The 19,866-nt window shown below is 72.6% G+C and carries 17 protein-coding genes, 1 tRNA gene and 1 pseudogene; 10 read left to right on the top strand and 9 right to left on the bottom strand.

The genetic code is table 11. From position 1 onward, the window contains the following. Positions 1-1,338 (bottom strand): annotated as a pseudogene (locus tag ACZ4VL_RS11030) (SUKH-4 family immunity protein); the annotation flags it as partial. 7 nt (positions 1,339-1,345) lie between these two features. Next, the gene (locus ACZ4VL_RS11025) at positions 1,346-2,359 is read right to left on the bottom strand and encodes an SMI1/KNR4 family protein (protein ID WP_468198353.1); all 1,014 of its coding nucleotides are present in this window, start codon (positions 2,357-2,359) and stop codon (positions 1,346-1,348) included. A gap of 229 nt (positions 2,360-2,588) precedes the next feature. Between ACZ4VL_RS11025 and ACZ4VL_RS11020 the strand changes: the two genes are divergently transcribed. Further along, complete coding sequence (locus ACZ4VL_RS11020; RefSeq protein WP_468198351.1) at positions 2,589-3,137, top strand: YwqJ-related putative deaminase; 549 nt, start codon at positions 2,589-2,591, stop codon at positions 3,135-3,137. 11 nt (positions 3,138-3,148) lie between these two features. Continuing rightward, positions 3,149-3,661 (top strand): SUKH-3 domain-containing protein, encoded by a 513-nt coding sequence (locus ACZ4VL_RS11015; protein WP_361098929.1) that lies wholly within the window; start codon positions 3,149-3,151, stop codon positions 3,659-3,661. Positions 3,662-3,808: 147 nt separating this feature from the next. On the opposite strand, the gene ACZ4VL_RS11010 is transcribed toward ACZ4VL_RS11015, so the two are convergent. Then, on the bottom strand, positions 3,809-5,131 hold the full coding sequence (locus tag ACZ4VL_RS11010; protein ID WP_468198347.1) for a sensor histidine kinase: 1,323 nt from the start codon (positions 5,129-5,131) through the stop codon (positions 3,809-3,811). Positions 5,132-5,327: 196 nt separating this feature from the next. Between ACZ4VL_RS11010 and ACZ4VL_RS11005 the strand changes: the two genes are divergently transcribed. From ACZ4VL_RS11005 to pth, 5 genes are all read left to right on the top strand, one after another. Next, positions 5,328-5,398, top strand: a tRNA-Gln gene (locus tag ACZ4VL_RS11005). A 110-nt stretch (positions 5,399-5,508) separates the two neighbouring features. Continuing rightward, positions 5,509-6,957 carry a bifunctional UDP-N-acetylglucosamine diphosphorylase/glucosamine-1-phosphate N-acetyltransferase GlmU gene (gene glmU, locus ACZ4VL_RS11000; RefSeq protein ID WP_468198345.1) on the top strand — a complete coding sequence of 483 codons (1,449 nt, stop codon included), beginning with the start codon at positions 5,509-5,511 and terminating at the stop codon, positions 6,955-6,957. A gap of 147 nt (positions 6,958-7,104) precedes the next feature. Continuing rightward, a complete protein-coding gene (locus tag ACZ4VL_RS10995) occupies positions 7,105-8,082 on the top strand; it encodes a ribose-phosphate diphosphokinase (RefSeq protein WP_179175499.1) in 978 nt (325 codons plus the stop codon). A gap of 210 nt (positions 8,083-8,292) precedes the next feature. Beyond that, positions 8,293-8,877, top strand: coding sequence for a 50S ribosomal protein L25/general stress protein Ctc (locus ACZ4VL_RS10990; protein WP_468198343.1), 585 nt, complete (start codon positions 8,293-8,295; stop codon positions 8,875-8,877). A gap of 91 nt (positions 8,878-8,968) precedes the next feature. Then, positions 8,969-9,559: an aminoacyl-tRNA hydrolase gene (gene pth, locus ACZ4VL_RS10985; protein ID WP_468198340.1), complete on the top strand. Its 591-nt coding sequence runs from the start codon at positions 8,969-8,971 to the stop codon at positions 9,557-9,559. Between the two features lie 3 nt (positions 9,560-9,562). Here the strand turns inward: pth and ACZ4VL_RS10980 are convergent, their stop codons facing one another. Then, positions 9,563-10,150 (bottom strand): Uma2 family endonuclease, encoded by a 588-nt coding sequence (locus tag ACZ4VL_RS10980; RefSeq protein ID WP_468198338.1) that lies wholly within the window; start codon positions 10,148-10,150, stop codon positions 9,563-9,565. A 117-nt stretch (positions 10,151-10,267) separates the two neighbouring features. Then, a complete protein-coding gene (ppc, locus tag ACZ4VL_RS10975; RefSeq protein ID WP_468198336.1) occupies positions 10,268-13,039 on the bottom strand; it encodes a phosphoenolpyruvate carboxylase in 2,772 nt (923 codons plus the stop codon). 381 nt (positions 13,040-13,420) lie between these two features. Here ppc and ACZ4VL_RS10970 point away from each other — a divergent pair, with 381 nt between their 5' ends. Continuing rightward, the gene (locus tag ACZ4VL_RS10970; RefSeq protein ID WP_468198334.1) at positions 13,421-14,443 is read left to right on the top strand and encodes an acyl-CoA desaturase; all 1,023 of its coding nucleotides are present in this window, start codon (positions 13,421-13,423) and stop codon (positions 14,441-14,443) included. After that, positions 14,440-15,114 (top strand): TetR family transcriptional regulator, encoded by a 675-nt coding sequence (locus ACZ4VL_RS10965; RefSeq protein ID WP_468198332.1) that lies wholly within the window; start codon positions 14,440-14,442, stop codon positions 15,112-15,114. Before ACZ4VL_RS10970 ends, ACZ4VL_RS10965 begins: the two co-directional genes overlap by 4 nt. Positions 15,115-15,261: 147 nt before the next feature. Here ACZ4VL_RS10965 and ACZ4VL_RS10960 read toward each other — a convergent pair whose 3' ends face one another. Beyond that, positions 15,262-16,122 carry a trans-aconitate 2-methyltransferase gene (locus ACZ4VL_RS10960; RefSeq protein ID WP_468198330.1) on the bottom strand — a complete coding sequence of 287 codons (861 nt, stop codon included), beginning with the start codon at positions 16,120-16,122 and terminating at the stop codon, positions 15,262-15,264. Positions 16,123-16,297: 175 nt separating this feature from the next. Between ACZ4VL_RS10960 and ACZ4VL_RS10955 the strand changes: the two genes are divergently transcribed. Beyond that, a complete protein-coding gene (locus ACZ4VL_RS10955; RefSeq protein ID WP_468198328.1) occupies positions 16,298-16,795 on the top strand; it encodes a MarR family winged helix-turn-helix transcriptional regulator in 498 nt (165 codons plus the stop codon). Here ACZ4VL_RS10955 and ACZ4VL_RS10950 read toward each other — a convergent pair. The 3 genes from ACZ4VL_RS10950 to ACZ4VL_RS10940 form a co-directional block, all read right to left on the bottom strand. Further along, on the bottom strand, positions 16,754-17,518 hold the full coding sequence (locus tag ACZ4VL_RS10950) for a LuxR C-terminal-related transcriptional regulator (RefSeq protein WP_468198326.1): 765 nt from the start codon (positions 17,516-17,518) through the stop codon (positions 16,754-16,756). The genes ACZ4VL_RS10955 and ACZ4VL_RS10950 overlap by 42 nt on opposite strands. A 532-nt stretch (positions 17,519-18,050) precedes the next feature. Continuing rightward, the gene (gene galE, locus ACZ4VL_RS10945; RefSeq protein WP_468198388.1) at positions 18,051-18,998 is read right to left on the bottom strand and encodes a UDP-glucose 4-epimerase GalE; all 948 of its coding nucleotides are present in this window, start codon (positions 18,996-18,998) and stop codon (positions 18,051-18,053) included. Between the two features lie 94 nt (positions 18,999-19,092). Next, a complete protein-coding gene (locus ACZ4VL_RS10940; RefSeq protein WP_361098895.1) occupies positions 19,093-19,791 on the bottom strand; it encodes a response regulator transcription factor in 699 nt (232 codons plus the stop codon). Positions 19,792-19,866: the final 75 nt, after the last annotated feature.

Here is a 19,866-nt window from a genome sequence, read left to right as displayed (position 1 = left end):
CGGAGCCGGCGGCTGACCCACACCCGCACCGTTCGACCCACCCGGAACACCAGGCGGACCAGGAGGCGCCGGAGGCCCACCCGCGACCACGGCCGGGCCGGCCAGCATGGTCGCGGCATGGTCGAGCCCACGGCCGAGCGAAGCCGGAGCACCGGGCGGACCGGGCGGAGCCGGCGGCTGACCCACACCCGCACCGTTCGACCCACCCGGAACACCAGGCGGACCAGGAGGCGCCGGAGGCCCACCCGCGACCACGGCCGGACCCGCCAGCATCGTCGCGGCATGGTCGAGCCCACCGCCGAGCGAAGCCGGAGCACCCGGCGGACCGGGCGGGACCGGCGGCTGACCCGGCGCGGGAACGGCCGGAGCGGCCGGAGGCGCGGGAGGCGCGGACGGCGTGAGGGGGGCCCGGTCGGTGGGCTCCTGGGCCAGCGCCTCGGCGGAGGCGGGCAGGGGCCCGGGCGCGGGGGCCGGCGCGGGCGCACCGGGAGGTGCGGGCGGCAGCGGCGGCATCGCCGACGGCGTGGCGGGGGCCCGGCCGGTGGGCTCCTGGGCCAGCGCCTCGGGGGTCCCGGGGCCGGGCAGCGGCGGTGCGCCCGCCCCGAGGTCGATCGCGGGCGCGATCGCCGTCCTCGGGAGCTGGCTGCCGCCGGCCATCAGCGTGGTCTTGGCCTCCGCGGAGACACCGGCGGGCGGCGCGAGCTCCTCCAGGTCCGATCCGGACAGCGGCGGGGCGAACACGGTCGCCGGAAGCGGCACCGAGCCCTCGTCCGCCCCGGGGTTCACGTCCGTCCCGGCCCACGGGGTCGCTCCGGCGGGCACGCCGTCGTTGGCCGTCGGCTCGTACGGCACCTCGCGCCGCAGCGGCACCGGCTCCGGCCCGGCCGGAGTCGCGGATTCCGCGGCCGCGCCCGCGGCCGACCCCACGCCCGAGCCCGAGCCCGAAGAAGCCGGTCCGCCCGGGATCCCCGCCCGGTCCGCGGCCTCCTGCAGCCACTCCGGCGGGCTCAGCATGAACGACGTCTGCTCCGAGTCGATCCGCGGCGACGGCACGGAGGCCTCCGCCGCCGGAGCGGCCGCAGCCCCGTACTCCTCCTCGTACCGGCGGATGACCTCGCCCACCGGCAGCCCCGGCCACAGCGTCACCTCACCGCTGTCCCGGGCGATGACCAGCCGCTGCCGGCCGCCCGCGGACACGGGTCCGCCGGGACGGTCCTCCGCCCACACCACGAAGCCGAGCCCGAACTCCCGCACCCGCACCTCGCGGTGCTGGTAGGGGGGCACGTCCCCGTTGATCCACTCCTCGGCACGCTCCTGCGCCTGCGCAAACGTCACCATCGCGCTGTCATCCCTCCACCGGTGCCGCACCCGGCACCGGAACCGGCCCCTCCACGGGAACCGAGCGTGCGAATCCGCCGTCCACCATCAGACCGGCGACGGTCTCCAACTCCGGTGGATTTCCGGCCAGTCGTTCGAGAAAGGCATCGAAATCTGCACCGCACGGCAGCAACAGCCGCTCCACGCGCTCCTGGACGGGCCAGCCGTCCCGGTCGCGCCCGTCGTCGTACGGGGAGAACCACACCGAACCGAGGCCCTCGCCCTTCACCTTCAGCGCGAGCAGGCCGCCCTGCGCGAACGCGACGCACAGGTAGTCCTTCGTCAGGTGGTCGCGAAGACACTTGTTGACGTACACCAGGTCGTTGATCGCCGCCTCCTCACGCACGGTGAAGAACGGCTGGTCCACCAGCACGCCCAGCTCCACGTCCAGGCCGACGCCGACCGGCGCGCAGCCGCCCGCCGCCTTCAGGAACGAGCGGTACGCCTCCGGCAGCCGGTAGCCCAGGTCCTCCTCGATCCCCTGGACCTGCTGCTCCGACACCGAGACCACCGACTTCGGCAGCCCCATGTGCACCGGGCGCAGCTCCTGCAGCGGCCGCGTCCCCCGCTTCTCGTGGTCGACGGGCGCCGTCGCCAGCCCGGCGTGGTGCCGCAGCAGCGCCTTCACCTCGACGGGGACCAGCTCCATCCGCCGCGTCCCGGCCACGTGGTGCCAGGTCCAGCCGTGCGGGGTCGCCACCGGCCCGATGGTGTCCCACAGCGGGTGGCCCGCCGCGCGCATCGCCGCGTTCGCGGACACGTAGTCCGTCAGCCTCAGCTCGTCCACGCCGAAACCCTCGGGCGGCTCGGCGATCTCCACCGCCGCGCGCGCGTACGCGGAGAAGTCGGGATGTCCCTGCGCGCCCATCCGCACGCCGTGGGGATGCCGAGCGGCCCGGACCGGGTCCGGGAAATGCACGACCTGCCCCGAGTACGCGGCGTTGGGTGGCGCGGCGTGCTGGCCGAGCCGACCTGTCGTCATGGCAGTAGCCCCCTGCTGGATCTGGCTGGTTCACCACAGCCTATGTGCTCCGGCAAGGGGGGCAGCCGCCCCCGAGCCACGCACCCACCCGACGGCCGGGAACATCCGAATTGATACGAATATTCGACCCCCGTTCCACACCACGGAGGACATTTGGCAGGCTGTCCCCACGGCACGGGGGCGTGCGCGACAGCGGCCATCACCGCAGCCACGGGAGGGAAGACGCGACATGCAGAACACGGCAACACGCACAACGGCAGCCGATACCGGCCCGGAAGCCGCCGGACCCGCCTCAGACCCGCGCCTGCGCTGGAGCGCCGCCGGCGGCCGTTCCGCCGTGCCCGTACCCCGCTTCCGCCGCGACGGCATCCTGCCCACCGTCGCCGCCGCCCTCTCCGTACGCGGCGAGACCCTCACCGGCACCGCGGGCAAGGGCGACCAGCCGCCCGCGCTGCACCCGCTCGTCCAGGACTTCCTCGACACCCTCACCAGCAGCCAGCGCGAACGCTTCACCGGCCGCTGTCCCGAGGCGATACTCCTCTCCCGGCACCTGACCGCCACCGAGCAGGCCCGCAGCAAGCGGGCCTCCCGCAAGCCGCTCACCGCCGGCGAGGCCCGCCGCTCGCTGAAGAACGCCAAGATCACCGCCCGCCGGATCCGCGAGGACGGCGACCCGCTGCACGGCAGCTACGCGCCTCCCTGCCGCTCCTGCGAGGCACTCCTCGCCCACTTCGGCGTACGACCCGTCGACCTCACACCCGCCTCCGAGAGGGCCTGACCCCCGCCACCATGACCACCTCCTCCGCCTCCTACGACCGTTCCTCGGCCACCCGCTTCCCGGCCGTCGTGGACACCGCCCTGCGCACCGCCGGCTGGGAGCCGGGCCGCTGGGACATCAAGCAGGCCGAGTACTGGGCCGACGCGCTCCGGGACCACACCACGCCCGCCGGGCACCGGCACACCGTCTTCCCCGCCGCGGTCGAGGCCTGGGCCGAGTTCGGCGGCCTCTCGGTCACCGCGCCCGGGCCCGGCCGCCAGATAGCCCCGGTCCCGGTGCGCCTGGACCCGCTCACCGGGCTGCACCTCGCCCGCACCTTCGCCGACCTCGGCCGCGCCCTGTCCACCCAGCTCTGCCCGCTGGGCGTCGACTCCGACGGCGCCTCCCACCTGGCCATCGACCGGGAGGGCCGGGTCTACGCCGTCGACCACACCGGCGACTGGTACCTCGGCTCCGGCATGGACGAGGCCCTCACCCTCCTGCTGACCGGCCTCCAGCCGGCCCGCCTCACCGCCGCCTCCTGACCCGCCCGCCCCCGGCGCACCGCACCCCGCCCGCCCCCGGCGCACCGCACCCCGTGCGCCGGGACCGGGCCCGATGCGGGCGCGGCCCGGCGGGCGGCCCCGATGCGGGCCCCGTGCGGTCGTCCCTGCGCGGTCACCCCTGCGCGGTCACCCCTGCGCGGCGGCGCCCGGCAGCACCGCCGACACCCGGAAACCGCCGGCATCCGTCGGGCCGGACACGAACACCCCGCCCAGCCCGAGCACCCGCTCCCGCATCCCGACCAGCCCGTTGCCGCCGCTGGGCAGCTCGGGCCGGGCGACGTCCGCCGCACCGGGCCCGTTCTCCACCTGCATCGCCACCTCGCCGTCCCGGTGGGCGAGGCGCACCACGACCTTCGCGCCCGGCGCGTGCTTGTGACAGTTGGTGAGCGCCTCCTGCACCACCCGGTACGCCGTCTGCTCCACCTCGGCCGGATACGCACCCCCCGCGCCGCGGACGTCGAGGTCCACGGCCATTCCGGCCGCCCGGGACTGCCCGACCAGTGCCTCCAGCTCCGCGAGCGTCGGCCCGTCCTCCGGGCCCTGCGCCGCCCCGGCCGCCACCGTCACCGCCACCGCCGGGGCGGCCGGGGCCGCATCGGCGGCCGCCCCGGCCGTCCCGGCCGCGGGCGGCTGCGCCGCCGGCACCGGTGCGCGCAGCACCCCGAGCATCTCCCGCAGTTCGGTGAGCGCCTGCCGGCCCATGTCCCCCACCAGCGCCGCGTTCCGCGCCGCCTTCACCGGGTCCTTGGCCGCCACGGCCTGGAGCGCCGCCGCGTGCACCACCATCAGCGACACCCGGTGCGCGACCACGTCGTGCATCTCGCGGGCGATGCGGGTGCGCTCCTCGCGGCGGGCCCACTCGGCGCGCTCCTCCGCCCGCTCCGCCAGCAGCAGCAGTTCCCGTTCGAGCGAGTCGGCCCGCTCGTGCAGGGATTCCATCAGCCGGCGCCTGGCCCCCATGTAGAGGCCGAGCAGGACCGGCACCACGTTGAGCGCCACTGCCAGGACCCCGGAGAGCACGAGCACGACCCCGTGCGTGGCCCCGACGTCCCCGCTGGTGCGCACGTACAGGACGACGAAGGTCGCCACCAGCGCCAGCACGGTCAGCGTCGCGGTGATGCGGCGCGGCACCTCGCTGACGGCGAGCGTGTACAGCCCGACGACGCCGAGCACCATGCCCATCGCCGCCGGTGCCACGGCGATCCCCACCAGCACCACGGCGACCGGCCAGCGCCGCCGCAGCAGCACCACCGACCCGGCCAGGACGCCGAACAGCGCCCCCGCGGCCGCCGGGATCCCGATTTCGTGTGCGAAGGCCACTCCCTGGGCCGCGCATTCCGCGGCCGACACCGCCGCGATCCCCCCGTCGAGCACCGCGGACCGCGGCCGCTCCCACCACAGGGGCCCGGCACGCCCGGCCCCGCCCTGCAATTCCCCCGTACTGGTCATGCCGCCCAGCGTACGCAGCGGCCCCGATGCGCCCTTGACCGGAATTCGCCCACCGGTTTCGACCGGGGAATTGCTTGATCGTCCGCTTGTGCGCCGGCTGCCACTAGTACCGTCGCGTCGAAGGCACTTGGTGCGGCATAGTGGGGTCCGTCGGTTCAACCGAAGGGCCAAATGTCCAATTTGGTCAGTTTCGCTATCCCCTGTGGTGTAATGGCAGCACTGAGGTTTTTGGTACCTTATGTCCGGGTTCGAATCCTGGCAGGGGAGCGCGTACGGGTTCGGGCCCTGACCGGAAGGTCAGGGCCCGCCCTCGTTCACGGCCCCTGACCCCCCGGTATCCTTCGGGAGTCCACCACCCGAAGCCGAAGGGCACACCCGTGAGCGCCAACCGCCCGGCAGCCGTCGTCGTCCTCGCAGCGGGTGAGGGCACCCGCATGAAGTCGGCCACTCCCAAGGTCCTGCACGAGATCTGCGGGCGGTCGCTCGTGGGGCACGTCGTCGCCGCCTCGCGCGAGCTCGACCCCGAGCACCTCGTGGTCGTCGTCGGCCACGCCCGTGAGCAGGTCACCGCGCACCTCTCCGACATCGACGCCGGCGTCCGCACGGCCGTCCAGTACGAGCAGAACGGCACCGGGCACGCCGTCCGCATGGCGCTCCAGGAGCTCGGCGGTCCGATCGACGGCACCGTGGTCGTCGTCTGCGGCGACACCCCCCTGCTGACCGGCGAGACCCTGTCGGCCCTGGTCGCGACCCACGGTGCCGACGGCAACGCCGTCACCGTCCTGACCGCCGAGGTCCCGGACTCCACCGGCTACGGCCGCATCGTCCGCGACGCGGAGACCGGCGCGGTCACCGCGATCGTCGAGCACAAGGACGCCACCGAGGAGCAGCGCGCGATCCGGGAGATCAACTCCGGTGTGTTCGCGTTCGACGGCGCCCTGCTGGCCGACGCCCTGGGCAAGGTGCGGACGGACAACAGCCAGGGCGAGGAGTACCTCACCGACGTGCTCGGCATCCTGCGGGAGGCCGGCCACCGCGTGGGCGCGTCCGTGGGCGGCGACCACCGCCAGATCCTCGGGATCAACAACCGGGTGCAGCTGGCCGAGGCGCGGGCGCTGCTGAACGCGCGACTGCTGGAGCGGGCGATGCTCGCTGGCGTGACGGTCGTGGACCCGGCGAGCACGTTCGTGGACGTCACGGTGACCTTCGGGCAGGACGCGCTCGTGCACCCGGGCACGCAGCTGCTCGGCTCGACGCACATCGCCGAGGGCGCCGAGGTCGGCCCGAACACCCGCCTGAAGGACACGCAGGTGGGCCCGAAGGCGCGGGTGGACAACACGGTGGCGGACTCCGCGGTGATCGGCGAGTCCGCGTCGGTGGGTCCGTACGCGTACCTGCGCCCGGGCACGAACCTCGGTCTGAAGGCGAAGGCCGGTACGTACGTCGAGATGAAGAACGCGACGATCGGCGAGGGCACGAAGGTCCCGCACCTGTCGTACGTGGGTGACGCGACGATCGGCGAGTACACGAACATCGGCGCGGCGAGCGTGTTCGTGAACTACGACGGCGAGCACAAGCACCACACCACGGTCGGCTCGCATTGCAAGACGGGCTCGGACAACATGTTTGTGGCGCCCGTCACGATCGGGGACGGCGCCTACACGGCGGCCGGATCCGTGATCACCAAGGATGTGCCGGCCGGCGCACTGGCCGTTGCCCGTGGCCAGCAGCGGAATATCGAGGGCTGGGTGGCCCGCAAGCGTCCGGGCAGTGCTGCTGCGTCGGCGGCGCAGTCGTCGGCCCAGGAGGGGTCCGCGGAGGGCTGAGAAAGCCCTTCCGGGTGAACTGTCCGGAAACAAGTACGCCCGAGACGGCGTACCGTGATAGGTGCACGCAATTCGGCTGGCTCACCGTGTGCGGGACGGACGCACGCGGGGGCGAGCAGCTTTCAACACGTCTGAGGAGACTGTGCTGTGACCGGGATCAAGACGACCGGCGAGAAGAAGCTGATGCTCTTCTCCGGCCGCGCCCACCCCGAGCTGGCCGAGGAGGTTGCGCACCAGCTGGGCGTCCAGCTCGTGCCGACCAAGGCTTTCGACTTCGCCAACGGTGAGATCTACGTCCGCTTCCAGGAGTCGGCGCGCGGTGCGGACTGCTTCCTGATCCAGAGCCACACGGCTCCGATCAACAAGTGGATCATGGAGCAGCTGATCATGCTGGACGCGCTGAAGCGCGCGTCGGCCCGCTCCATCACGGTGATCATCCCGTCGTACGGGTACGCCCGCCAGGACAAGAAGCACAAGGGCCGCGAGCCGATCTCGGCCCGCCTGGTCGCCGACCTGCTGAAGACCGCGGGCGCGGACCGCATCCTGACGGTCGACCTGCACACGGACCAGATCCAGGGCTTCTTCGACGGCCCGGTGGACCACCTGTCGGCCCTGCCGGTCCTCGCGGACTACGTGGGTGCCAAGGTGGACCGCACCAAGCTGACGATCGTCTCCCCGGACGCCGGCCGCGTGCGGGTCGCCGACCGCTGGTGCGACCGCCTGGACGCGCCGCTGGCGATCGTGCACAAGCGCCGTGACAAGGACGTCGCCAACCAGGTGACCGTCCACGAGGTGGTCGGCGAGGTCCGCGGCCGCGTCTGCGTCCTCGTCGACGACATGATCGACACCGGTGGCACCATCTGCGCCGCCGCCGAGGCGCTCTTCGCGCACGGCGCGGAGGACGTCATCGTGACGGCCACGCACGGCATCCTGTCCGGCCCGGCGGCTGACCGCCTGAAGAACTCCAAGGTGAGCGAGTTCGTGTTCACGAACACGCTGCCGGACCCGTCCGACCTGGAGCTCGACAAGATCACGGTGCTGTCGATCGCCCCGACGATCGCGCGCGCCGTGCGCGAGGTGTTCGAGGACGGCTCGGTGACGAGCCTCTTCGAGGAGCAGCAGTAAGGACCGGACGGCGGGCCCCGCTCCGGGGCCCGCGGTAGATCCTTTTGGGCGCGGCCTCCCCGCCGGGTAGACTCGATGAGTTGCTCGGCGAGGGAGGCCGCGCCTTTTTCGTGAAGGTGCCGGTGCTCCGTTATCGACGCGCTCTTCGTAGCAGGCCGTTTCGTGGCCGGGTGACCGTTGTCCGTTTTCCGTCACCCACGAGGAGTGAACATGTCCGAGGTCAAGCTCTCCGCTGAGATCCGCACCGAGTTCGGCAAGGGTGCCGCCCGTGCGACCCGCCGCAACAAGCAGATCCCCGCGGTCATCTACGGCCACGGCGAGGCCCCGAAGCACGTCGCCGTCGAGGGTCACGCCCTCACCATGGCGCTGAAGACCCCGAACGTCCTGATCTCCCTGGACATCGCGGGCGACGGCACCGAGCTGGTCATCCCCAAGGCCGTCCAGAAGGACCCGCTCAAGCGCACCATCGACCACGTCGACTTCCTCGCCGTCAAGAAGGGCGAGAAGGTCACCGTCGAGGTTCCGGTCCAGGCCGAGGGTGAGCTGGCCGCCGGCGGCAACCTGCTGGAGCACGTCCTCGCCACCGTTTCGGTCGAGGCCGAGGCCACCCACCTGCCCGAGGCCCTGACGGTCTCCGTCGAGGGCCTGGAGGCCGGTGCCTCCGTCCACGCCAAGGACATCGCGCTGCCGTCGGGCGTCGCCCTGGTGACCGAGGCCGACGCCGTCGTCCTGCAGGTCGTCGCGGCCCAGGTCGAGGAGCCCGCCGCGGCCGAGGCCGAGGGCGCCGAGGCCTGAGCCTCGCCCTTCCCTTTCAGCTGATGCTGAACGACCGCCGTTCTGTTCCACTGGAGCAGGGCGGCGGTCGTCCACGTTAAGGAGCTTTGTGATGTCGGACGACGCGGCGCCCTGGCTGATCGTCGGCCTGGGGAACCCCGGGGCGGAGTACGCGGGCAACCGCCACAACATCGGGTTCATGGTGGTCGACCTGCTGGCCGACCGGATCCGGGGGAAGTTCAAGGCGCACAAGGCGCGGGCGCAGGTGGTCGAGGGCCGGATCGGGCCGCCGGGACCGGCGAACCGCCGCGTGGTGCTGGCGAAGCCGATGTCCTTCATGAACCTGTCGGGCGGTCCGGTGACGGCACTGCGGGACTTCTACAAGGTGCCGCTGGACCGGATCGTGGCCGTCCACGACGAGTTGGACATCGACTACGCGACGCTGCGCCTGAAGCTGGGCGGCGGGGACAACGGGCACAACGGCCTGAAGTCGATGACGAAGTCGATGGGCGCGGACTACCACCGGGTGCGGTGCGGCATCGGTCGCCCGCCGGGCCGGATGCAGGTGGCCGACTTCGTGCTGAAGGACTTCTCCTCCACGGAGCGCAAGGAGCTCGACTGGTTCGTGGACCGGTCGGCGGACGCCGTGGAGTGCCTGATCACGGAGGGTCTGGAGCGGGCGCAGTCCGCGTACAACTCCTGACGGCTACAGGTCGTCGAGCCCTTCGAAGTCGATTTCGGCGGCGAAGGGCCGATCGACGCGGAACGGCTTGGTGTGGATCCCCTGGCACACGTAGGCGCGGGTGTGGGGGTCCAACTCGTAGACGTATACGACTGGTTCGACGGTCTGGTCGCCCTCGATCTTGACGATCCAGTAGTTCGGGATGCCGGCGGCAGCGTACTTGTTCAGCTTGGTCTGCGTGTCCCGGGCTTCTGACTCGGGCGAGACCACCTCGACGGCAAGCAGGACGTCGGCCGCATAGAAGTGGGTCTGCATGGGGCTCGTGCAGGCTTCTCGCCGCACAACCGAGATGTCGGGCTCGGGCCCGTTGCGTTTGTCGATAACCACGGTCATCTCACGCGCAACCGTCGTGTGCCGCGGGGTGGCCGTGCGCAGTCGGGTGACGAGGAAGTCGATCAGCCGGGAGTGGATGAACCGCTGCGGACTCACGAAGACCAGGCTCCCGTCGATCAGCTCAGTGTGGCGCGGGAGGTCCGGCAACGTCAGCAGATCGTCCACGGTGTACCCGTCCAGCGGGGGCCGCGACCAGTCGTGGACGGACTCAGCGGTCATGGTTGCTCCCATGGACGGAAGTGTGGCCCTGGACCACAACCGTAGCGGCCGGTATCCGCGTGCGTCATCACATCGTGTGACGGCGGCGGATACCGGCCGTTCGTTCGACCGTACGGGTCAGCCGGTGTTGCGGAGCCCCGCCGCCACGCCGTTGACGCTGAGGAGCAGCGCGCGGGAGAGGACCGGGTCGGCTTCCTCGCCGCGGGCGGCCGCGGCGCGCTGGCGGGCCAGCAGGGAGACCTGGAGGTAGGAGATCGGGTCCAGGTAGGCGTCGCGGACGGCGAAGGTCTGCTGGAGTACGGGCTGCGAGTCGAGGAGGCGTTCGCCCCCGGTGATGCGCAGGACCTCACGGACCGTGAGCTCGTGCTCGGCGCGGATGCGGTCGAAGACGTGCTTCAGCTCGTCGGGGACGAGGGTGTCGACGTAGTGGCGGGCGATCCGCAGGTCCGTCTTGGCGAGGGTCATCTCGACGTTGGACAGGAAGTTGCGGAAGAAGTGCCAGCGTTCGCCCATCTCGGTGAGGACGCCTTCCTGGCCGGCCTCGCGGATCGCCTTGAGGCCGGAGCCGACGCCGTACCAGCCGGGGACGATCTGGCGGGACTGGGTCCAGCCGAACACCCACGGGATGGCGCGCAGGCCGTCGAGGCCGGCGCCGGAGTCCGGGCGGCGGGAGGGCCGGGAGCCGAGGTGGAGGTCGGCGAGCTGGTCGACCGGGGTGGACGCGAAGAAGTAGGCGGGCAGGTCCGGGTCCTCGACGAGCGCCCGGTACGCGGAGTGGGCCGCGTCGGAGGCGATGTCCATGGCCGCGTCCCAGCGGGCGAGGTCGTCGTCGGACTGGCGGGGCGCCGTGTGCAGGGCGGAGGCCTGCAGGGTGGCGGCGACGGTCAGTTCGAGGTTCTCGCGGGCGAGGGACGGCACGAGGTACTTGTCGGAGATGACCTCGCCCTGCTCGGTCACCTTGATCTCGCCCTCCAGGGTGCCCCACGGCTGGGCGAGGATCGCGTCGTGCGAGGGGCCGCCGCCGCGGCCGACGGTGCCGCCGCGGCCGTGGAAGAGGCGCAGCCGCACGCCGTAGCGGTGGGCGACGTCGCGGAGCCGGCGCTGGGCGCGGTGGATCTCCCACTGGCTGGTGGTGATGCCGCCGAACTTGGAGGAGTCGGAGTAGCCGAGCATGACCTCCTGGACGTCGCCGCGGAGGGAGACCAGGCGCCGGTAGGAGGGGTCGGCGAGCATCTCGTCGAGGATGACGTCGGCGGCGCGCAGCTCGTCGGTGGTCTCCAGCAGCGGCACGATGCCGATCTTGGCCCAGCCGGCGTGCAGGTCGACGAGCCCGGCCTCGCGGGCGAGGACGGCGGCGGCGAACACGTCGTCGGCGCCCTGGCACATGGAGATGATGTACGACTCGATGACCTCGGGGCCGAACTTCTCGAACGCCTCCTTGATCGCGAGGAAGACGCCGAGGGTCTTGTGGCCGGCCGCGTCGAGCGGGGCCGGGCTCGGGGCGAGGGGGCGGCGGGAGCGGAGCTCCTTGGCGAGGAGCCGCTGCCGGTACTCGCGGGGCATGTCGGCGTAGCGCCAGGACTCCTCGCCGAGGCGGTCGAAGAGCTGGCCGAGGGCGTGGTGGTGGGCGTCGGCGTGCTCGCGGACGTCCATGGTGGCGAGCTGGAGGCCGAACGCGGCGAGCGTGCGGATGGTGCGGTCCATCCGGCCGTCGGCGAAGAGGCCGCCGCGGTGCTCGCGCAGGGAGGTCTGGATGAGGGTGAGGTCGGTGAGCAGGTCGGCGGTGCCGAGGTAGTCGCGGCCCTCCTCGTGCGGGGTGCCCTTGGCGAGGCGCTCGCGGGTGCCCAGCAGCTTCTGCCGGATGCAGGTGACCTTGAGGCGGTACGGCTCCTCGGCGTTCAGCCGCTTGTAGCGCGGGCTGATCTCGGGGAGGCGTTCGAGGTCGGCCTGGAGGGAGGAGAGGAGCTCCTCGGTCGCTCCGGTGTAGCGGATGGAGTTGGACAGCAGGCTGCGCAGGAAGTCGACGAGTTCGAGGGCGTCGGTGATGCCGTGCTCGTGCTGGAGGATCAGCACCTCGCGGGTGACGTCCGGGGTGACGTTGGGGTTGCCGTCGCGGTCGCCGCCGATCCAGGTGCCGAAGGTGAGGGGGCGGGTGCCCGGCGGGAGTTCGATGCCGACGCGCTGGAGTTCGGCGGCGAGGTCCTCCAGGACGTCGCCGACGGCTCCGGCGTGCAGCTCGTCGAGGTAGTAGATGGCGTTGCGGGCCTCGTCGGCGGGCTCGGGGCGGACGACGCGCAGTTCGTCGGTCTGCCAGACGAGGTCGATGTTCTCGGCGAGGCGGAGGTCCTGGCGGCGGCGGTCGCCCGAGCCCGCGGCGGTCTCCTCCAGGAGGGCGGCGATGCGGCGCAGCTTGTTCAGGACGCTGCGGCGGGCGGCCTCGGTGGGGTGTGCGGTGAAGACCGGGCGCACGTTGAGGTTCCGTACGGTCTCGCGCAGGTGCTCGGGGTCGGCGTCCTTGAGCATGTCCGCGGTGCGGGCCAGCAGGCCGCCCTCGGCGGCGCGGTGGGCGCGCAGCTCGCGGCCGCGGTGCACCTGCTCGGTGACGTTGGCGAGGTGGAAGTAGGTGGAGAAGGCGCGCACCAGCTTGGCGGCGGTCTCCAGGTCGGTGTCGCCGAGGAGGGCGGCGGCCGCCTCGCCGTCGGTGCGGGTGAGGGCGCGCACGCGCTCGACGAGGTCGAGGAGGTCCCGGCCCTCCTGGCGGACGATGGTCTCGCCGAGGAGGTCGCCGAGGCGGCGGATGTCCGCGCGCAGCTCTGCGTCGACGGCGGCGACGGCGGACGGGGCCCGGCCCGGGGTGTGGGCGGTGGAGGCCTGGTCGGCACTGCTCACAGGTGCGGCTCCTTGCAGTGGTCGAGCGCTACGGGGAGGTGGGCTCCGGCGTGCGCGCGTGGTGGTACCGCCGCCCGGACGGGTAGGGGTCCCGTTGCGGGGGTGCCTTCTGCGGCGCAGCTCGGCTGCCCGTGCGGACCGCGCTGTCCGACGACACCAGGATAGGTGTCCGGGCCTCGTGCCTCGGTAAACGTCTCGACAGGCGGGCGCTCGGCACCGTGCGGCGGGGCGCGCGGGGGGTGAGTGCGCCTGTGGGCGCGCCGTGCCGAGGTGTCGCGCTCCTCTTGTCGGGGGGCCGCGCTTTGCCATACTTACGTTGCCGTAGGTTACGCATCCGTAGCCGGGGTGCCTGCCTCCTCCCTCTTCCTTCAGGGGACGCCCATGACCACCGGTCCCGACCTGATCGAGGGCGTCTCCGTGCCCTCGGACCCGCCCTCCGAACCGTCCTCCACCGCCTCTCCCGCTTCCGCTGCCCCGCTGCCGTCCGCGACCCGCGGCGGTGAGCACAAGCGGTCGGTGGAGCAGATCGCGCTGCTGCTGTTCATCACCGTGCCGTTCCTCGCGCTGCTCGCGGCGGTGCCGCTGGCCTGGGGGTGGGGGGTGAGTTGGCTGGACCTCGGCCTGATGGCGGCCATGTACTTCCTGACCTGCCACGGGATCACGGTCGGCTTCCACCGCCACTTCACGCACGGCTCGTTCAAGGCGAAGCGGCCGCTGCGGCTCGTGCTGGCGGTCATGGGGTCGATGGCGGTGGAGGGGCCGCTGGTGCGCTGGGTGGCCGATCACCGCAAGCACCACCGGTACTCCGACCAGGAGGGCGACCCGCATTCGCCGTGGCGGTTCGGGGAGAGCCTGCCGGCGCTGCTGAAGGGCCTGTGGTGGGCGCACGTCGGCTGGCTGTTCGACACCGAGCAGACCGACCAGCACAAGTACGCCCCCGATCTGATCAAGGACCCGGCGCTGCGGCGGATCTCGCGGGACTTCGTGTTCTGGACGGTGGTGTCGCTGGCGGTCCCGCCGCTGGTGGGCGGGCTGGTGACGCTGTCGTGGAGGGGCGCGTTCACGGCGTTCTTCTGGGGTTCCCTGGTCCGGGTGGCGCTGCTGCACCACGTGACGTGGTCGATCAACTCGATCTGCCACGCGGTGGGCAGGCGTCCGTTCCGGTCCCGGGACCGGTCGGGGAACGTGTGGTGGCTGGCGGTGCTGTCCTGCGGCGAGTCCTGGCACAACCTGCACCACGCGGACCCGACGTCGGCCCGGCACGGAGTGCTGCGCGGCCAGGTGGATTCCAGTGCGCGGCTGATCCGCTGGTTCGAGCGGGCGGGCTGGGCGTCGGACGTGCGCTGGCCGTCCGGGGCCCGGATCGACGCCCGACGCAGGGAAAACGCGTCGCACGCGGCATGATGGGGGGCGTGGCGATCGACGGCAGCACTTCCAGCAGCGACAAGCCCAGGCGTGGCCGCCGGGTTCGGATGACGGGCGCGGAGCGGCGCCAGCAACTGCTGGACATCGGCCGGGCCCTGTTCGCCGAGAAGGGTTTCGAGGGCACTTCGGTGGAGGAGATCGCGGCGAAGGCCGGGGTGTCCAAGCCCGTGGTGTACGAGCACTTCGGCGGCAAGGAGGGCCTGTACGCGGTCGTGGTGGACCGGGAGATGCGCCAGCTGCTGGACATGGTGACGGGCGCGCTGACGGCCGGGCATCCGCGGGAGCTGCTGGAGCAGGCGGCGTTCGCCCTGCTGGACTACATCGAGTCGTACACGGACGGGTTCCGGATCCTGGTGCGGGACTCGCCGGTGGCCCAGTCGACGGGTACGTTCGCATCGCTGATCAGCGACATCGCCACGCAGGTCGAGGACATCCTGGGCCTGGAGTTCAAGGCGCGCGGGTTCGATCCGAAGCTGGCCCCGCTGTACGCGCAGGCGCTGGTCGGGATGGTGGCGCTGACCGGACAGTGGTGGCTGGACGTGCGGCGGCCGAAGAAGGCGGAGGTCGCGGCGCACCTGGTGAACCTGGCCTGGCACGGGCTGGACGGGCTGGAGGCGAAGCCCCGGCTGGTCGGCCACCGCAAGAGCTGAGTACGGACGCGCGGGCTCCGGCGGGAGCCGCGCGGGACGGCCACGACGGCGCCCCGTCACCGCGGCTGCGGTGGCGGGGCGCCGTCCCGTTTTCCGGGGCGTCTCACCCTGCCGGGTGGGACGGTTCGAGGACGCCGGTGAGCACGGTCAGCACTCCTTGACGGCGACGGCGAAGATGCGGCGGAAGGGGAAGACGGTGCCGCGCGGGCCGGGCGGGTAGGCGGTGCGCAGCAGGTCGCGGTATTCGGCGAGGAAGGCGTCGACGGCCCGGGGGTCGTCTTCGAGGGCGGTCAGGACCGGGCGCAGGGCGGTGCCCTTGACCCAGTCGAGGACGGGGTCGGTGCCGGGCAGCAGCTGGAAGTAGGTGGTCTCCCAGGTGTCGGCGGAGCAGCCGAGCTCGGTGAGCCGGTCGAGGTATTCGGCGGCGTCGAGGACGTGGGTGTAGCGGGAGCCGTGGCCGGCGAGCCGGTCGCGCCAGCGCGGGCTGTCGCAGAGCCCGGCGAGGAGGGCGTGGCTGGGGGCGGCGTGGTTGCCGGGGACCTGGAAGGCGAAGGTGCCGCCGGGGCGCAGGCCGTTGATCCAGGCGGCGAAGGAGCCGGGGTGGTTGGGCACCCACTGGAGGGCGGCGTTGGAGACGATCAGGTCGTAGGTCTCGTCGGGGAGCCAGTCGGCGAGGTCGGCGTGGCGGAAGTCGAGGGTGCCGCCGCCGGGGGTGGGTCCGGCGTGTTCGTCGTCGGCGCGCCGGAGCATCTCCGCGGAGAGGTCGAAGCCGGTGGTGTGGGCCCGGGGCCAGCGGTCGACGAGAAGGGCCGTGACGTTGCCGGGGCCGCAGCCGAGGTCGGCGATGCGGGCGGGGTCGGCGGGGAGTTCCGGTACGCGGTGCAGGAGGTCGAGGAAGGGGCGCGCGCGGTGTCCTGCGTGCCGGAGGTACTGCTGCGGGTCCCAGGTGGGTACGGCGCGGGTGGCGGCGGTGGGAACGCGTGCCGTGCCGCGGACGTCGGAATGCATGTTCGAGCCTCCCTGCTGGCGGGGCGGTCGGAAACGGAAGCCGTTACGGCCCTCTCCATGCCCGCGGCCACCCCAAATATATCTTGACGTCAAGATTCACGCTTTCAAGATATACCCCTCCGAGACTCTTGCATTCAAGAGACTTCACATCGACAGACCCCTTACACTGATCGGCATGGAGGACGAGGTCGACCGGTTGGTCGCGGCATGGCGGCGGGAACGCCCTGACCTCGACGTGGAACCGCTGGAAGTGCTGAGCCGCGTGAGCAGGCTCGCCCGCCATCTCGACCGCGCCCGCAGGCTGGCCTTCTCCGAGCACGGCCTGGAGCCGTGGGAGTTCGACGTCCTGACCTCGCTGCGCCGCGCCGGCGCGCCCTACCAGCTGTCCCCCGGCCAGCTGCTGACGCAGACTCTGGTCACCTCCGGCACGATGACCAACCGCATCGACCGGCTCGCCAAGAAGGGGCTCGTCGAGCGGCTGCCCGACCCCAACGACCGGCGCGGGGTCCTGGTCCGGCTGACCGCCGAGGGCCGCGACCGGGCCGACGAGGCCCTGGCCGGGCTGCTGGCCCAGGAGCGGGCGATCCTCGCCCAGCTCTCCCAGGCCCAGCGTGCCGACCTCGCCGCCCTGCTACGCCAGTTGACCGCTCCGTTCGACAACATCCCCGGGTAGGTCCGCCGGTCGTACGCCGGCCCGCCGGGCCAGCGCCACGGCCGCGAGCGTGGAGTGCACCCCGAGCTTGCCCAGCACGTTCTGCATGTGCGTGCGGACGGTGTGCGGGGACAGGAAGAGTCGGGCCGCCACGTCCTTGCGGCCCAGCCCCGCCACCATGCAGCGCAGCACCTCGTGCTCGCGCGGCGTCAGGGACTCCACGAGCCGCTCGCTGTCGCTGCGGTGCTTGCGCGCGGCGGTCAACTCCCGCAGCACGCCGGTGAGCAGAGCGGGCGGCAGGTGCGTCTCCTCGCGCAGCACCCCCCGGATGACGGCCAGCAGCCGCGAGAGCGAGCAGTCCTTCGCGACCCAGCCCGACGCGCCCGCCTGGAGGGCGTACGCGGCCCGGCGCGGGTCGTCGCGCTCGGCGAGGACGACGGTGCGGACCGCGGGATGGACCGCCCGTACGCCGGCGACGAGCGCGATGCCGTCCGAGCCGGGCGGAGGGGCCCCGGACGCGTCCCGCTGGGCGGGCACCGCCCCGGCGGCGGCGCCGAGGTCGGCGTCCACCAGCAGCACGTCGAAGCGGCGCCCCTCCGCCACCGCGCGTTCCAGGCAGCGCAGGGCGGCAGGGCCGCTGCCGGCCGCGGACACGTCGACGTCGGGCTCGGCCGCCAGAGCAGCGGCCAGCGACTCGGCGAAGATGCGGTGGTCATCGACCACGAGAACACGGATGCGAACCACAAAACCCCCAAGGGTCGGGGACGGACGACTGCGGGTACGGCGCCCGGACCGGGTGATGGAAGCTGCCGCGGCCGCCGCCGAGACATCTCTGCATTACCCCGGACCGGACGCCGTACCCGGCGTGTCTCGACCCCTGAATCAACACCGGCCCCCACCGGCGTCACGCATCAGCGTAGAGCGGGGTGCGGCTCGCGGTTGGCCGAATAGCAGAACTTTTCCGAGCGGTTTTCTGGTGGGGACCCTCCCGAAGGGCCTTCGGCATGGCCTGAATTGAGCGGTTCGAAGGACCTGTAAGACCCTTTCCGGCCCGGTAGGTGCTCCGGGCAGATGCACGGGGGGCATTTCACCCGGCGTGTGCACGCCGAGCGCCCGCGCGCTGCGCCCGCCCGCGGCGCTCTCGGGCACGGCGCGCTCCCCCGGTGGCCGCCCGCCAACGCACCGCGCCCCCCGCACGGCGGCGTGCGGGGGGCGGTGGGACCGGTGCGGCCGGTGCGGCCGGTGCGGGCCGCTGCAGGCCGCTGCGGGTGGGGGATCAGCCGCGCAGGTCGCGGGTGAAGTTCCACGCGTCGGCGATGATGCCTTCGAGGTCGGGGCGGGACGGGGTCCAGCCGAGCTTCTCGTGGGCGGCCTTCGCGGAGGCGACGAGCACGGCCGGGTCGCCGGCCCGGCGCGGGGCGACGACCTCGGGGATGTCCTTGCCGGTGACCTTGCGGACGGCCTCGACGACCTCGCGGACCGAGAAGCCGTTGCCGTTGCCCAGGTTGCAGATCAGGTGCTCGCCCTCGGTGGCGGCGTCCAGGGCGGCCAGGTGGGCCTCGGCCAGGTCGGCGACGTGGATGTAGTCGCGCACGCAGGTGCCGTCCGGGGTCGGGTAGTCCTCGCCGAACACCGAGATCGACTCCCGCTCGCCGAGGGCGACCTGGAGGACCAGCGGGATCAGGTGGGTCTCGGGGTCGTGGCGCTCGCCGTACTGCCCGTAGGCGCCGGCCACGTTGAAGTAGCGCAGCGACACCGCCGCGACGCCGTGGGCCGCGCACTCGCCCGTGATCATGTGGTCGACGGCCAGCTTGGACGCGCCGTACGGGTTGGTGGGCCGGGTGGCGGACGCCTCCGTCAGCAGGCTCTCGGTGGGCTCGCCGTAGGTGGCGGCCGTGGAGGAGAACACCAGCTTGCGCACACCGGCCGAGCGCATGGCGCCCAGCAGGGCGAGGGTGCCGCCGACGTTGTTGTCCCAGTACTTGGCCGGGTTCACGACGGACTCGCCGACCTGCGAGAACGCCGCGAAGTGCAGGACCGCGTCGTAGGAGGGGTCGAGGTACCGCTCGGCGTCCTGGATGCGGCCCTCGATGAACTCGGCCCCGGCCGGGACGCCCTCGCGGAAGCCCGTGGAGAGGTCGTCGAGGACGGTGACCTCGTGTCCGGCCTCCAGCAGGTGCGCCGCGACGACGCTGCCCACGTATCCGGCGCCGCCGGTGACCATGTACTTAGAAGACGGCGTCTTGCTCACTGGTCTGCTACCTCTCGCAGGGGAACGCACGCGCGACGGTGCGCATGCCGGTCACTGGCTTACCGGATTACGGGCCTCCGGGGAAATCGGCGTCCGTCCGCGGGAGTGCCGCCCGGTCCAGCAGGCCGGTCCGGGCGGCCAGCGCGGCCGCCTCCAGCCGGGAGCCCACGCCCAGCTTCATCAGCACCCGCTGCACGTGCGTGCGCGCCGTGCTCGGCGCGATCTCCATGCCCGCGGCGATGAGCCGGGTGTCCTCGCCCTCGGCGACCCGGACCAGCACCTCCACCTCGCGCGGAGTGAGCAGCCGCAGCAGCCGGCTGCCCTCGTCGTCGGGCGCGGCCGCGGGGTTGAGGAGCTCCGCGAACGCCGCCTGGAGCAGTTGCGGGGAGACCGCGGCCTCCCCCGCCCGGGCCTTGGCCAGCGCCCGCTCGACGCCCTCGATCCGCTCGTCCTGGCGTACGTACCCGCAGGCGCCGGCGGCGAAGGCGGCGGCGATGCCGCGCGGACTCGGCACGGGGCCGAGGACCACGACCGCGGTCTGCGGCCGCTCCCGTCTGATGCGGACCACGGGCTCGAAGACCCCCGGCTCCGCGGGTGTGGCCGTGCCCAGCAGGCAGACCTCCGGAGCGCGGCTGATGACCAGGTCGGCGGCGCCGGCAGCCGGTGCGGCCGCGGCGAGCACCCGGTGTCCGCGCAGTTTCAGGGCCGAGGCGAGCGCCTCGGCCAGCAGCCTGTGTTCGTCGACCACCATGACCCGTACGCCCATTGGGCCCCCACCCTCTCCCCTTCTGCCCCGGCAAGCTACACGCTTGTTCGACGGCGCGCGGTGGATACGGCACGA

Source organism: Streptomyces sp. NPDC029014 (assembly GCF_055564695.1).
This window is presented reverse-complemented; position numbering and strand designations above follow the sequence as displayed.